Raw genomic sequence first — 12,570 nt, forward strand, 5'->3', positions numbered from 1 at the left:
AAACCCTTCACGCCCCGGAGGGTGTGGGCGGAGCCTTTTTCCGGGGCAGGAGATCGAGGACCAGCGCACAGCCCAGAATGATGATCCCGGCGCCGAGGAGTTGGGGAAGTGAAAGCGGCTCATCCAGCACGAGCGCGCCGATGAGCACTGCCACGACGGTCACGGCAAATTCCACGCTGATCGTCCTCGTCGCACCGATGACCGAAACGAGACGGAAATAGGTGATGTAGGTGAGCCCGCTCATCACCACTGCCTGCACCAGAAGATATCCATAGTCGATGAGGCGGGGCGTTCCGGGCAGGGGCACGGCCAGAAGAAGCGGCAATGTCATCAGGCCGCCCGTCAGGAACGAGCCGATGGTGATCTCCCAGGAACCCACGCCCTTGAGATAACGGCTGGCATAATTGCTGCCATAGGCGGCGCAGATGCAGGCGGCAAGGGCGGCGGCACAGCCGATGATGAAGCCGGTCGTGACGGGCACAGCGGGGAAGCCGACAAGCAGCAAGATGCCGGCAAAGCCGATGACGAGACCCGCAAAGCCCTGTTTCGTCAGGCGTTCAAGTCCCCAGACCTGCGAGATGAGCATGGAAAAAAGCGGGATGGTGGCCACCAGAATGGCCGCCATGGCGGTGCCCACCAGCGGCGTCGCATAGGAAAGGCCGATCAACTGTCCCGCAACCGTTGTGGCGCCGACCACGGCAAAGGCACGCCAGCTGGCGGAAAATGCAAGCTTTCGGCGCGCCGCAATCGCGATCAGAAACAGGGTGATGGCGGTGACGAGAGAGCGGAGCGTGACCGCACCGATCCAGCCAAAGGCCTCGACGACATGCAAAAGCAGCAGGAAGGACATTCCCCACGCCAGTGCGAGAAAAACATAAGCGGCAAAGTCGCGAGGGGCCATGAAAGCGTTTTCCGGAAGACGATCAGGCTCCCATATTGGAAATTGCCGATATCCGTCAACAGCGATCGAGGGATGTAACGAAAATCGCCCGCAACCGAAGGTGCGGGCGATGTCGTTTGTCTGTCCGGAACTGCCTCAGGCCTGTTCGTAAACGCCGTGGCAGTGCTTGTATTTCTTGCCGGAGCCGCAGGGGCACATTTCGTTGCGGCCGATGCGACCCCAGGTGGCGGGGTTTTCCGGATCGCGATCCTCGGCCGGCACGAAGGCGGCGGGCGCGGCCTGCTGGCCCTGCGCCATTTCGTCTTCGCCCGTATTGGGGTCGAGATGATGCGCCGTCATTTCCGGCAGTTCCGGCTGCTGCGGTTCCTGCTGCACCAGTTCCACGCGCATCAGCTGGGCGGTAACGGCCTCGCGCAGATTGGCGAGCAGCGCCTGGAACAGTTCGAAGGCTTCCGCCTTGTATTCCTGCAGCGGGTCGCGCTGGGCATAACCGCGGAAACCGACGACCGAGCGGAGATGGTCGAGGTTGACGATATGTTCGCGCCACAGATGGTCGATCGTCTGGAGAATGACCGAGCGTTCCACATAGGTCATGATCTCGGGGCCGAAACGTTCCGCGCGCTCGGCGGCGTATTTGTCGGCGGCCTCGGTGACGCGCTGGAGAATATCGTCCTCGGCGATGCCTTCTTCCTTGGCCCATTCCTCAACCGGCAGGTCGAGGTTGAGGAACTGGGCGATGCCGGCCTTCAGGCCTGCAATATCCCACTGTTCGGCATAGGCATTTTCCGGAATATGCTTGGTGACGAGCGTTTCGATCACTTCATGGCGCATATCGGCTGCGGTTTCGCCGATATTGTCGGCTTCCATCAGCTCGAGACGCTGTTCGAAGATCACCTTGCGCTGGTCGTTCAGCACGTCGTCATATTTCAGAAGGTTCTTGCGGGTCTCGAAGTTGCGGGCTTCGACCTTCTTCTGGGCGCGCTCCAGCGCCTTGTTGATCCACGGATGGACGATTGCCTCGCCTTCCTTCAGGCCGAGCTTCTGCAGCATCGAGTCCATGCGCTCGGAACCGAAGATGCGCATCAGGTCATCCTGAAGCGACAGGTAGAATTTCGAACGGCCGGGGTCACCCTGACGGCCGGAACGGCCGCGCAGCTGGTTGTCGATGCGTCGGCTTTCGTGGCGTTCGGTGGCGATGACGTAAAGACCGCCGGCGGCAAGCGCCTTTTCCTTCAGAACCTTGATCTCGGCGCGGATCGCCTGTTCCTTGGCGTCGTGTTCCGGACCCGGTTCGATGCCTTCGAGCTCGCGCTCAAGCCGCATGTCGACGTTGCCGCCGAGCTGGATGTCGGTACCGCGGCCAGCCATGTTGGTGGCGATGGTAACCGCACCCGGAACGCCGGCCTGCGAGACGATATAGGCTTCCTGCTCGTGGTAACGGGCGTTCAGGACCTGGAAATCGGAGAAACCGGACTGACGCAGGAGATGCGCCAGAAGCTCGGATTTTTCAATGGAGGTCGTGCCCACCAGAACCGGCTGGCCGCGTTCATGCGCCGCCTTGATCTCGGTGATGATCGCCTGGAACTTCTCCTCGCCGGTGCGATAAACCTCGTCGTCCTCGTCGATACGCTGGATCGGCAGGTTGGTCGGCACTTCGATGACGTCGAGGCCGTAGATATTGCCGAATTCTTCCGCTTCCGTTGCAGCCGTACCGGTCATACCGGCCAGCTTTTCGTACATGCGGAAATAATTCTGGAAGGTAACGGAGGAAAGCGTCTGGTTTTCCGGCTGGATCTGCACCTTCTCCTTGGCTTCAAGAGCCTGATGCTGACCTTCGGAATAACGGCGGCCCGGCATCATGCGGCCGGTGAACTCGTCGATGATGACGATTTCGTCGTTGCGGACGATATAGTCCTTGTCGCGGGTGAAGAGCTTGTGGGCCTTCAGCGCATTGTTGATGTGGTGAACGATGGCGACGTTTTCGACGTCGTAAAGCGATTCGCCCTTCAGGAGGCCCGCCTGCCGCAGCAGGTTCTCGAGCTTTTCTGTGCCGTCTTCGGAGAAGTTGGCCGAGCGCTGCTTTTCATCGATTTCGTAATCTTCCGGCGTCAGCAGCGGAATGAAGGCGTCGATGGTGTTGTAGAGATCGGAACGGTCGTCCAGCGGGCCGGAAATGATGAGCGGCGTGCGCGCCTCGTCGACCAGGATCGAGTCGACTTCGTCGACGATCGCGTAGTTGTGGCCGCGCTGCACCATTTGGGCGCGGTCGTATTTCATGTTGTCGCGCAGATAGTCGAAGCCGAGTTCGTTATTCGTCGCGTAGGTGATGTCGCAGGCATAGGCCTCGCGGCGCTGGTCGTCGTCCAGCCCGTGGACGATCACGCCGGTCGTCAGCCCGAGGAAGCCATAGAGCCTGCTCATCGTGGCCGCGTCGCGCTTGGCGAGATAGTCGTTGACGGTGACGACATGCACGCCCTTGCCGGCAAGGGCGTTGAGGTAGACCGCAAGGGTCGCCACCAGCGTCTTGCCTTCACCGGTCTTCATTTCGGCGATGGCGCCGCCATGCAGAATCATGCCGCCGGTCAGCTGCACGTCGAAGGGGCGCATGTGCAGAACGCGGCGCGACGCCTCACGGGCGACGGCGAAAGCCGGGATCAGCAGGTCGTCCAGCGTCTTGCCATCGGCAAGCTGCTGGCGGAACTCAGCGGTCTTGGCCGCCAGCGCCTCGTCGGAGAGCGCCTTGGTGGCTTCTTCCAGCGCATTGATGGCTGCGATCTTGCTTTTATAGGAGCGGACGCGGCGGTCATTTGCCGAACCGAACAACTTGCGGGCTATTCCGCCGAGACTGACCATCTTACTGGCCCTTTCTGAAATTCCGTTTTGCCGGGCGCTTTTCTCCGTCACGCCGATTTCAGCATAAATGACGGACTTCGCCCTTCAACGTATCTGGACGCGAGGTTGCGTGACAGATAAGAGGGGGGGCAAATGATGTCAACGGTTCTGCCCGTTACAGAATGGCCACAATCCGGTGTTTGGAAGTTTTTTCAGAGCCGGAAACCATGTCTGGAGCCGGCATTGTCCCCGAAAGGTTCAAAATGTTGCGCTATAATAAAATTGCGGCTGCGGTGATTGTGGCCACGCTCGGCCTCCAGCTTCCGGCTTTCGCACAGGAAGACAAGGTTGTCGCCAAGGTCGGCGATCTGGAAATCCACCAGTCCGAACTCGACCTCGCCATGAGCAACCTCGACCCGCAGCTCGCGCAGCTTCCCGATGAGCAGAAGAAGGTTGCAGCCCTTTCCGGCGCGATCGACGTCAAGCTTCTGGTGAAGAACGCCAGCGCCGAAGGTCTGGAAAAGACTGAAGATTTCAAGAAGCGCATGGACTTCATCCAGGACCGTGAGCTGCACAACGCCTATTTCCGCAAGCATGTGGTCGATGCCGTTACTGCTGACGAAGTAAAGGCCCGCTACGACAAGGAAGTCGCAGCCCTGCCGCAGGAAGAGGAAATCAAGGCCGCGCACATTCTCGTCGCCAGCGAGGACGAAGCCAAGGACATCATCAAGCAGCTTGATTCGGGCAAGGATTTCGCCGCGCTCGCCAAGGAAAAGTCGACCGATTCCAACAAGGATGACGGCGGCGATCTCGGCTGGTTCGGCAAGGGCCGCATGGTGCCGGAATTCGAAGAAGCCGCTTTCGGCCTCGAAAAAGGCGCTTACACCAAGGCTCCGGTGAAGACCCAGTTCGGCTTCCACGTCATCAAGCTCGAAGACAAGCGCATCGCGCCGCCGCCGGCTTTCGAGCAGGTCGAGCCGCAGGTTCGTCAGCTTGTCATGCGTGACAAGTACGTTGCCCTCATCGAGAAGGCCAAGGCTGACCAGAAGATCGAAATCATGGATGAGACGCTGAAGAAGGGCTACGACGAAGCCACGAAGGAACAGCAGGCTCAGCCGCAGCCGCAGCAGTAAGAATTACCCTTGTTATGGGGCGGCTTTAAAGGCCGCCCCGTTTCATCTCTGGCATTTCCATACTTCCCATTTCCAGAATTTCAGGCGCTTCCCATGTCCGTTGCCGTTTCCCCGCTCGCTCCGAAATCCTATCCCGACATGCCTGCGCTGCGCGGCGTTCGCATGGCGACGGCCGCCGCCGGCATCAAGTACAAGAACCGCACCGACGTTCTGCTGATGGTGTTCGACAAGCCGGCAAGCGTCGCCGGTGTCTTCACCAAATCGAAATGCCCTTCCGCCCCGGTCGATTTCTGCCGCGCCAATCTCGGCGGCGGCGTGGCGCGCGCCGTGGTGGTCAATTCCGGCAATGCCAACGCCTTTACCGGCGTCAAGGGCAAGGCCGCGACCGAACTGACGGCGAAATCCGCCGCCGCCGCCGTTGGCTGCTCCGAAAGCGAGGTGTTTCTGGCATCGACAGGCGTGATCGGTGAGCCGCTGGAGGCCTCGAAATTTGCCGGCGTTCTCGGCGACATGAATGTCAGGGCGGAAGCCGATTTCTGGCAGGAAGCCGCCAAGGCGATCATGACCACCGATACCTATCCCAAGGTTTCGACCCGTACCGCCGAGATCGGCGGCGTGATCGTGACGATCAACGGCATTTCCAAGGGTGCCGGCATGATTGCGCCCGACATGGCGACGATGCTCTCTTTCGTGGTGACGGATGCGGATATCGAGCCCGCCGCCCTGCAGTCGCTGCTGTCTGCCGGTGTTGGCCCGACATTCAATTCTGTGACGGTCGATAGCGACACTTCCACCTCCGATACGTTGATGCTGTTTGCGACAGGTGCTGCCGCTGAAGACGGCCAGGTGAAGATAACGAGCGCCGATGACGAGCGCCTTGCCGGCTTCCGCACCGCGCTGAACGATCTTCTGAAGGACCTTGCCCTGCAGGTGGTTCGTGACGGCGAAGGCGCGCGCAAGATGGTGGAAGTCACCGTAACAGGCGCGGAAAACGATGCCGCCGCCAAGAAGATTGCCCTCTCCATCGCCAATTCGCCGCTGGTGAAGACCGCGGTTGCCGGCGAAGACGCCAATTGGGGCCGCGTCGTCATGGCTGTCGGCAAGTCGGGCGAAATGGCCGACCGCGACCGCCTCGCCATCTGGTTCGGCGGCGTGCGCGTGGCCGTCAACGGCGAGCGTGACCCGGATTATTCGGAGGCGGAAACCAGCGCGGTGATGCGTCTCGAAGACATTCCGGTGAAGGTGGATATCGGTCTCGGTCAGGGCACTGCCACCGTCTGGACCTGCGACCTGACCAAGGAATATGTTGCGATCAACGGCGACTACCGGAGCTGACCGTTGGAGCCGAAGAGAATGCAGGACAACAAGGCCGTCAATCTGCCGCTGGTTCGCCGTCTGGAAGCCGTCAGCTTCCGGGCATGGCCTGCCTCGTCGGTGATTTATGACGGTAGCTGGCAAATCCGCCTGACGGGTTCGCACCCCTCCAAGCGCATCAACTGCGTGGTGCCGCTCGATCCGTCCGATTACGGAAACAGCGCGGTGCGGCTGGAAAAGGCACGCAAGCGGTTCGAAGATTTCGGCCGACCGCTGGTGGTGCGCGAAACGACGCTGATGCCGCCGCAGCTGAGAGAATTTCTCTCGAATGACGATTGGTCCGTTTTCGAAGAGGTCACGGTCATGACGGCCGATCTCTCCGGAATGGAACTGCCCGAAACGCTGGTCAGTCTGCCGAGCCACGATATCGGCCGTTTTATCGAGGCGAGCATCAAGGTCAGCGATGGCGACCCGGCGCTCCGTCCGGCGATTGCGGAAATCGTCAGCTCCATCAAGCCGGCGCTCGGCCTCTTCATCAATGAGGAAGTGGAAGGCAATCCGCTCGCGACGGTGATCTGCGTGCAGGATAACGATCTCGCCGGCATTCTCTCGCTCGACGTTATAAAATCGCAGCGTAAAAAGGGTCTCGGCACGCAGATCCTGTCATCCGCGTTGCGCTGGGCCAGAATAAGCGGCGCAAAAACCGCCTGGCTGCAGGTGGTTTCCACCAATGCGCCGGCGATCGCCCTTTATCAAAAATTCGGCTTCTCCGAGGCTTATCGTTATCGCTACTGGCGCAAGGGAACCGGCGAATGAGCGAGGCAGGCAAAAAAATCCTGCTGGTCGCCGCCTGCGCCCTTCTCGATCAGGATGGCCGCATTCTTCTGGCGCAGCGTCCGGAAGGCAAGTCGCTTGCGGGCCTGTGGGAATTTCCGGGCGGCAAGGTGGAGCATGGCGAGACGCCGGAGGAAACCCTTGTCCGTGAACTGGACGAGGAGCTGGGCATCAAAACCAAGGTCGCCTGCCTCGCACCGCTGACATTTGCCAGCCATACCTATGAGACCTTTCACCTCCTGATGCCGCTTTACGTGTGCCGCCGTTATGAGGGCATTGCGCATGGCCGGGAAGGGCAGGCGATCAAATGGGTGAAGCCGCAGGCCCTGCGCGATTACCCCATGCCGCCGGCCGATGAGCCGCTCATACCCTTCCTGCAGGACCTGCTATAAAATCGGGAAGCCTCCCGAGGTCCTCGCGTATTATCCCGTCACAGCTTCGTGAAAATGCCCCGTTCGCAGCGCTTTGCCGTGCCAAAACGGGGCTGTGTTAAGAGATCGTTCAGCACCCTCTGGCAGATTGTTAAGCTAAAGAAGCGGTAAACTGCGCGAGACGAGGTTGGTCATGAACGAGGATTTCTGGAAGACGGTGGAAGGTCGTCACTTGTATTCCGACAAATCCCGTCGCACCGGCGTGCTCAATGTGGCGCTGCTTTTCGGCACGGCGGTTATCGCGCTCTCGCTCATCGTCACTCCCATGCTTGCCGGAAAATCCTCCACGCGGGTGGCGCAGTTTCCTGACAATTACGACATGATCAGCACGGGCTCCATCAAGAAGACCGATGTGGGCAAGACCTATTCGATCCGTCGCAGCATCACCCAGCCGATGCCGGAAATGCCCTGCGTGGTCACGGGTTATAGCAACGAGAGCGGTTGCTGATCGTTTACCATCAAAGGTAACGCATTCCTCACATCGCCGACCTAGGATAGAGTTGATTTCAACAGGGTGGATGCCGGTTGTCGCAACGCACCGGATGGCGGATGGGGAATATCCTGTGCTGCATTTTTTTATCGATTTTTGCAAAAGCGAAGACGGCGCCACAGCGGTTGAATACGGCTTGATTGTCGGGCTGATTTCCGCCGCCCTCATCGCTGGCGCAGGCAGCATCAGCAGCAATATCAATGCCGTGTTTCAGTTCATCGTAGACACTTTGGCGAGTTGAAGTCTTTCGGCTGATCGCTCAGGACAGCTTCACCTCGGTTGTCTTTAAGGCATCGGCAAGCCGCACCTTGGCGGAGCCGGGTTTCAGCGGCTTCTGCTGGCTTTCGTGCGGCGCCCAGCCTGATACATAGATGATGGAAAATGTCGCCCTTATCCGCCCGTCAGGATCGGAATATCGCTCGGCGTAAAGCTCCGCTGCGCGCAGGAAAAAGGCGCGGTTGAGCGGTTTTCTGCTGCGGCTTGCCAGCGGATTGGCCATGCCCATGGCGCGCAGGTCGCGCATCAGCGGGAAAATCGAATCGTAACGCACCGTGTAGCTTTCCGCATCGGTCACGGGGAGCGCAAAGCCGGCGCGCTGCAAAAGCGCGCCGACATCACGCACATCGGCGAAGGGAATGACGCGCGGGCTGGCGCCTCCGGTCAGCTCCGCCTCGGCGGTGAGCAGCACGTCGCGCAGTTCCTGCAGGGTGCCGCTGCCGGGAATGGCGCCGAGAAACAGGCCGTCCGGTTTCAATGCCCGCCGGATCTGGATCAGCGCGCCGGGCGTGTCGTTGGTCAGATGCAGGGCAAGCGGTGAAACGATGAGGTTGGCGGAGGCCTCCTCAAGCGGCAGATGCTCCATGGAAGCCGCCTCGGGAATATTCGCATCCGTCGCAAAAGAGCTCTCGGTTTCGATACGGCGAATGCTATCCACCTTGCCGGTTTCTGCCAGCCGCCGGGCGGTGACGCCGGTGCCGCCGTGAAGTTCGATGGCGGTCTCGAACTGGCGCTCGACGATGGCAAGCCTGTCGGCCAGCTCTTCGGCCGCCATATCGAGAAGAAACAGGGCCTTGTCGTCGCGCCGGTTCCACGCCCGGCGACGGTTTTGTTCGATCAGGGCCTGGTCAAAGAGAATATCCATCGTCTTGCCTGCTCGGCCTCAAACGCCTTCGGGATCGGCGGGCCGTATCGTTGGTCTCATGCCGCTGGGGGCATCGTTTTCCCGGTGTCGGGAGGGAACTATCGCTCTCGCAAAGGCACCCGTTCGGCGGTAAAGTCAACCTCATGGGTGCTGGTGAAAGTCTGTTTTCAGGTTTGCTGTCGAAGTCTGCGGCCGTGCCGGCGGCGGCGGGAGACATGTGGCGTGCGGTCTTTCGTATGGTCTACCCGCCAACCTGCGCGGGCTGCACCCGCATGACCGGCGACGAGGGCGCCTTATGCGCGGATTGCTGGCGCGATGTGGCCTTTATCGATCGCCCTTTTTGCGAGGTTCTGGGCTTTCCCTTCGCGCGGGATCACGGAGATGGTTTCGTGAGCGCGCAGGCGATTGCCGAACCACCGCCTTTTGACCGGCTGCGCGCCGTCGCAAGTCATGAGGGAACCGCCCGCAAGCTGGTGCACCGGCTGAAATATCAGGACCGGACCGATCTCGCCCGCCTGATGGCGCTGTGGATGCTGAGGGCAAGCGACGGAACGGTGGATGCCTGCGATTGCATCGTGCCCGTTCCATTGCATCGCAACCGTTTCCTGCGCCGCCGCTTCAATCAATCCGCCGAACTGGCGCGGCATCTGGCCAGGGCCTCCGGCAAGCCCTTGCTTGCCGGCACGCTGCTGCGCGTGAAGCCGACAGAGCGGCAGGTGGGGCTTTCCGCGCTTGCCCGGCGGGACAATGTGCGCGGCGCTTTCGCGCTCGCGCCCGGCCGGGAAACCGATGTCCATGGCAGGCGCGTGGTGCTGGTGGACGACGTCTACACCACCGGCGCGACGGTGGGTGCGGCAAGCCGCGCCCTGCGCGGGGCCGGTGCCGCGGATGTGACGGTTTTGACCTTTGCAATGGCCATTTCCGGGCCTATATGAAACCTGAATGACATGAGTTTATCGTGCGTTTTACCGCACGTTTGCGAGGGCTTTGAAAACATGGCACCGGTGACGATCTATACGCGGGATTTTTGTGGTTATTGCGCACGCGCCAAGGCGCTGCTGGACAGCAAGGGCGTGGATTATGCCGAATATAACGCCACGACGACACCGGAATACCGACAGGAAATGATCGAAAAATCGGGCGGAACGACGTTCCCGCAGATCTTCATCAACGGCCAGCATGTGGGCGGCTGCGACGATCTGCACGCGCTGGAGCGCGCCGGTAAACTGGACGCGCTGCTGGCCGCCTGATCGGCCGCGATTCTCGCGGGTATGGAGGATGTGATGAGTTTCAAGGCTGCCGCCATTCAGATGCGCTCCGGCGTCGATCCGGCAAGAAACGCCGCCGATATGGAACGGCTGGTGCGTGCGGCTGCGGCCGAGGGCGCCGTTTATGTGCAGACCCCGGAAATGACGGGCGCGATCCAGAAGGACAGGCAGGCGCTGCGCGCGCAACTGCGTGATGACGATGGCGATATCATCGTTGCGACGGCCGCCCGTCTTGCCCGCGAACTCGGAATTCATGTCCATATCGGTTCCACGGCCATTGCCCGCCCGGATGGCAAGATCGCCAATCGCGGTTTTCTCTTCGCGCCGGATGGTTCGCGCATCTGCAGCTATGACAAGATCCACATGTTCGATGTCGATCTCGACAATGGTGAAAGCTGGCGTGAAAGCGCTGCTTATCAACCCGGCGAAGTGGCGCGTATCGCCGAACTTCCGCTGGGGAAATTCGGCTTCGCAATCTGCTATGACGTCCGTTTCCCGCAGCTTTTCCGCGCGGAAGCGCTGGCAGGTGCGGAGGTTCTAACCGTTCCGGCGGCTTTCACCCGACAGACGGGGGAGGCCCATTGGGAGATCCTGCTACGCGCCCGCGCCATCGAAAACGGCGCTTTTGTCATCGCCGCCGCGCAGGCCGGCGTGCATGAGGACGGGCGGGAGACCTTTGGCCATTCCATCATCATCGACCCGTGGGGCAAGGTTCTGGCCGTTGCCGGCGGCGCCGGAGAGGAAATCATCTTCGCCGACATCGACACGTCACTCGTTGCGGCTGCGCGTGGCAAGATTCCCAATCTGCGCAATGCCCGCGAGTTCGGTCTGGACACGGTTATTCCCCTGAAACCTGCCGGAGGTGAAGCGGCGTGATCCGTTATGCGCTGGCCTGTGAAAAGGGCCATGAGTTCGAAGGCTGGTTTGCCGGCAGCGACGATTTCGACGATCAGTTGCAGCACGGTTTCCTGTCCTGTCCGGTCTGCAACTCCGTGCAGGTCTCCAAGCTGTTGATGGCGCCTTCGGTTTCCACCGCCCGCAAGAAAGACGAACGCCAGACGCTCGCCATGGATACCGCCCGAAAAGAGGCCCTTGCGAAAATCCGCGAGGCCGTTGCCAATATCCGCGCCAATGCGGAAGATGTCGGCGATAAATTTCCCGAAGAAGCCCGCAAGATCCACTATGGTGAAGCGGATGAGCGCGGCATCATCGGCAATGCCTCGGCGCAGGACGCCAAGGCCCTGCTGGACGAGGGTATCGAGATCGCGCCGCTGCCGACACTGCCTGACGACGTCAACTGAACTTCTTTAGGACGACGTCATTCAAATAGCGTCCGGGGTTTACCCCTGCGCCGGCCGCTTCGCCAGCATCATGTAGTTGACATCCATATCCGGCGAAAGATTCCAGCGATCCTGCAGCACGTTGTAGAAGACGCCGGTGCGGTGGACGATATCCATGCCGCTCGCCACCAGCGGCCGCTCGAGCTCTTCCGGGCGAACGAGCTTTTCATATTGGTGCGTGCCGCGCGGCAGCCAGCGCAGCACGTTTTCGGCGGCGAAGATCGCCAAGGCCCGGGCTTTGAGCGTGCGGTTGATGGTGGCGGCGAACATCAGGCCGCCGGGGCGCACCATTTTCGCGCAGGTGGTGACGAAGAAATCGACATTGGCCACATGCTCGACCACCTCCATGTTGAGGATGACGTCGAAGGTTTCGCCGGCTTCCTGCAACTGCTCGGCGGTCACGGCGCGGTAATCGACGCTGACCCCGCTTTCGCGGGCATGGGTGGAGGCTATGCCGATATTCTTTTCCGAGGGATCGGCGCCCACCACATCCGCGCCCATGCGTGCAACGGGTTCGGAGAGAAGGCCGCCGCCGCAGCCGATATCCAATATGCGCAGCCCTTCCAGCGGGCGGTGCACCTTCGGGTCGCGGCCGAAATTCTCGCAGATGCGGTTGCGGATATATTCGAGCCGCACCGGATTGAACTTGTGCAGCGGGCGGAACTTGCCGGTCGGGCTCCACCACTCCGCAGCCATCGCGGAGAAGCGATCCACTTCGCTCTGGTCGACGGTCGTCTGTGCGGTTTCGCTCATGGTTCTGCTCCATATTGCTGTTGCATTGAAGTCGGATGATTGCCCCCCGAAGTCAAGACCGGCGGTCCATTCGGGCGGCGATTTATCGGGCGCTCATTGCCGCAGGTGGAACTGATGGGGCGTCTCATTTGTT

Annotated in this window: 14 protein-coding genes; 10 read left to right on the forward strand and 4 right to left on the reverse strand. The window is 60.8% G+C overall.

Going from position 1 to position 12,570, the window contains the following annotated elements:
- Positions 1 to 7: 7 nt before the first annotated feature.
- Both EM858_RS02265 and secA read right to left on the reverse strand, forming a co-directional pair.
- On the reverse strand, positions 8 to 901 hold the full coding sequence (locus tag EM858_RS02265; protein WP_127755664.1) for a DMT family transporter: 894 nt from the start codon (positions 899 to 901) through the stop codon (positions 8 to 10).
- A gap of 135 nt (positions 902 to 1,036) precedes the next feature.
- Complete coding sequence (gene secA, locus EM858_RS02270; protein WP_127755665.1) at positions 1,037 to 3,754, reverse strand: preprotein translocase subunit SecA; 2,718 nt, start codon at positions 3,752 to 3,754, stop codon at positions 1,037 to 1,039.
- A gap of 242 nt (positions 3,755 to 3,996) precedes the next feature.
- Here secA and EM858_RS02275 point away from each other — a divergent pair, with 242 nt between their 5' ends.
- From EM858_RS02275 to EM858_RS02300, 6 genes are all read left to right on the forward strand, one after another.
- Complete coding sequence (locus EM858_RS02275; RefSeq protein WP_127755666.1) at positions 3,997 to 4,866, forward strand: peptidylprolyl isomerase; 870 nt, start codon at positions 3,997 to 3,999, stop codon at positions 4,864 to 4,866.
- Positions 4,867 to 4,959: 93 nt separating this feature from the next.
- Positions 4,960 to 6,201, forward strand: a complete 1,242-nt coding sequence (argJ, locus tag EM858_RS02280; protein WP_127755667.1) for a bifunctional glutamate N-acetyltransferase/amino-acid acetyltransferase ArgJ — start codon at positions 4,960 to 4,962, stop codon at positions 6,199 to 6,201.
- A gap of 18 nt (positions 6,202 to 6,219) precedes the next feature.
- Positions 6,220 to 6,996, forward strand: a complete 777-nt coding sequence (locus EM858_RS02285) for a GNAT family N-acetyltransferase (protein ID WP_080819298.1) — start codon at positions 6,220 to 6,222, stop codon at positions 6,994 to 6,996.
- Positions 6,993 to 7,406, forward strand: a complete 414-nt coding sequence (mutT, locus tag EM858_RS02290; RefSeq protein WP_003522547.1) for an 8-oxo-dGTP diphosphatase MutT — start codon at positions 6,993 to 6,995, stop codon at positions 7,404 to 7,406. The genes EM858_RS02285 and mutT overlap by 4 nt, the downstream gene beginning before the upstream one ends.
- A 172-nt stretch (positions 7,407 to 7,578) precedes the next feature.
- Positions 7,579 to 7,893: a hypothetical protein gene (locus EM858_RS02295; RefSeq protein WP_003522548.1), complete on the forward strand. Its 315-nt coding sequence runs from the start codon at positions 7,579 to 7,581 to the stop codon at positions 7,891 to 7,893.
- Between the two features lie 70 nt (positions 7,894 to 7,963).
- Positions 7,964 to 8,176 (forward strand): Flp family type IVb pilin, encoded by a 213-nt coding sequence (locus tag EM858_RS02300; protein ID WP_080819297.1) that lies wholly within the window; start codon positions 7,964 to 7,966, stop codon positions 8,174 to 8,176.
- Positions 8,177 to 8,194: 18 nt separating this feature from the next.
- Here the strand turns inward: EM858_RS02300 and EM858_RS02305 are convergent, their stop codons facing one another.
- Positions 8,195 to 9,076, reverse strand: coding sequence for a methyltransferase domain-containing protein (locus EM858_RS02305; RefSeq protein WP_127755668.1), 882 nt, complete (start codon positions 9,074 to 9,076; stop codon positions 8,195 to 8,197).
- 143 nt (positions 9,077 to 9,219) lie between these two features.
- Here EM858_RS02305 and EM858_RS02310 point away from each other — a divergent pair, with 143 nt between their 5' ends.
- Genes EM858_RS02310 through EM858_RS02325 form a run of 4 tightly spaced genes read left to right on the forward strand, consistent with a single transcriptional unit; the run spans position 9,220 to position 11,645 of the window.
- Positions 9,220 to 10,011 carry a ComF family protein gene (locus EM858_RS02310; RefSeq protein ID WP_127755669.1) on the forward strand — a complete coding sequence of 264 codons (792 nt, stop codon included), beginning with the start codon at positions 9,220 to 9,222 and terminating at the stop codon, positions 10,009 to 10,011.
- 60 nt (positions 10,012 to 10,071) lie between these two features.
- Positions 10,072 to 10,326, forward strand: a complete 255-nt coding sequence (gene grxC / locus EM858_RS02315; protein WP_003522552.1) for a glutaredoxin 3 — start codon at positions 10,072 to 10,074, stop codon at positions 10,324 to 10,326.
- A gap of 33 nt (positions 10,327 to 10,359) precedes the next feature.
- Positions 10,360 to 11,220 (forward strand): carbon-nitrogen hydrolase family protein, encoded by an 861-nt coding sequence (locus tag EM858_RS02320; protein WP_127755671.1) that lies wholly within the window; start codon positions 10,360 to 10,362, stop codon positions 11,218 to 11,220.
- The gene (locus EM858_RS02325; RefSeq protein WP_080819292.1) at positions 11,217 to 11,645 is read left to right on the forward strand and encodes a DUF1178 family protein; all 429 of its coding nucleotides are present in this window, start codon (positions 11,217 to 11,219) and stop codon (positions 11,643 to 11,645) included. The genes EM858_RS02320 and EM858_RS02325 overlap by 4 nt, the downstream gene beginning before the upstream one ends.
- Before the next feature lie 39 nt (positions 11,646 to 11,684).
- Here the strand turns inward: EM858_RS02325 and ubiG are convergent, their stop codons facing one another.
- Entirely contained in the window at positions 11,685 to 12,437 is a 753-nt protein-coding gene (ubiG, locus tag EM858_RS02330) for a bifunctional 2-polyprenyl-6-hydroxyphenol methylase/3-demethylubiquinol 3-O-methyltransferase UbiG (protein WP_080819291.1), read from the reverse strand.
- Positions 12,438 to 12,570: the final 133 nt, after the last annotated feature.

The organism is Agrobacterium sp. CNPSo 2736, assembly GCF_004005385.1.
Taxonomy (GTDB): Bacteria; Pseudomonadota; Alphaproteobacteria; order Rhizobiales; family Rhizobiaceae; genus Agrobacterium; species Agrobacterium leguminum.

Coding starts and splice junctions, on each gene's coding strand:
- EM858_RS02305 (WP_127755668.1), bottom strand. CDS start 9,076: ATGGATATTCTCTTTGACCAGGCCCTGATCGAACAAAACCGTCGCCGG.
- grxC (WP_003522552.1), top strand. CDS start 10,072: ATGGCACCGGTGACGATCTATACGCGGGATTTTTGTGGTTATTGCGCA.
- secA (WP_127755665.1), bottom strand. CDS start 3,754: ATGGTCAGTCTCGGCGGAATAGCCCGCAAGTTGTTCGGTTCGGCAAAT.
- EM858_RS02310 (WP_127755669.1), top strand. CDS start 9,220: ATGGGTGCTGGTGAAAGTCTGTTTTCAGGTTTGCTGTCGAAGTCTGCG.
- EM858_RS02275 (WP_127755666.1), top strand. CDS start 3,997: ATGTTGCGCTATAATAAAATTGCGGCTGCGGTGATTGTGGCCACGCTC.
- EM858_RS02320 (WP_127755671.1), top strand. CDS start 10,360: ATGAGTTTCAAGGCTGCCGCCATTCAGATGCGCTCCGGCGTCGATCCG.
- EM858_RS02265 (WP_127755664.1), bottom strand. CDS start 901: ATGGCCCCTCGCGACTTTGCCGCTTATGTTTTTCTCGCACTGGCGTGG.
- EM858_RS02300 (WP_080819297.1), top strand. CDS start 7,964: ATGCCGGTTGTCGCAACGCACCGGATGGCGGATGGGGAATATCCTGTG.
- ubiG (WP_080819291.1), bottom strand. CDS start 12,437: ATGAGCGAAACCGCACAGACGACCGTCGACCAGAGCGAAGTGGATCGC.
- mutT (WP_003522547.1), top strand. CDS start 6,993: ATGAGCGAGGCAGGCAAAAAAATCCTGCTGGTCGCCGCCTGCGCCCTT.
- argJ (WP_127755667.1), top strand. CDS start 4,960: ATGTCCGTTGCCGTTTCCCCGCTCGCTCCGAAATCCTATCCCGACATG.
- EM858_RS02285 (WP_080819298.1), top strand. CDS start 6,220: ATGCAGGACAACAAGGCCGTCAATCTGCCGCTGGTTCGCCGTCTGGAA.
- EM858_RS02295 (WP_003522548.1), top strand. CDS start 7,579: ATGAACGAGGATTTCTGGAAGACGGTGGAAGGTCGTCACTTGTATTCC.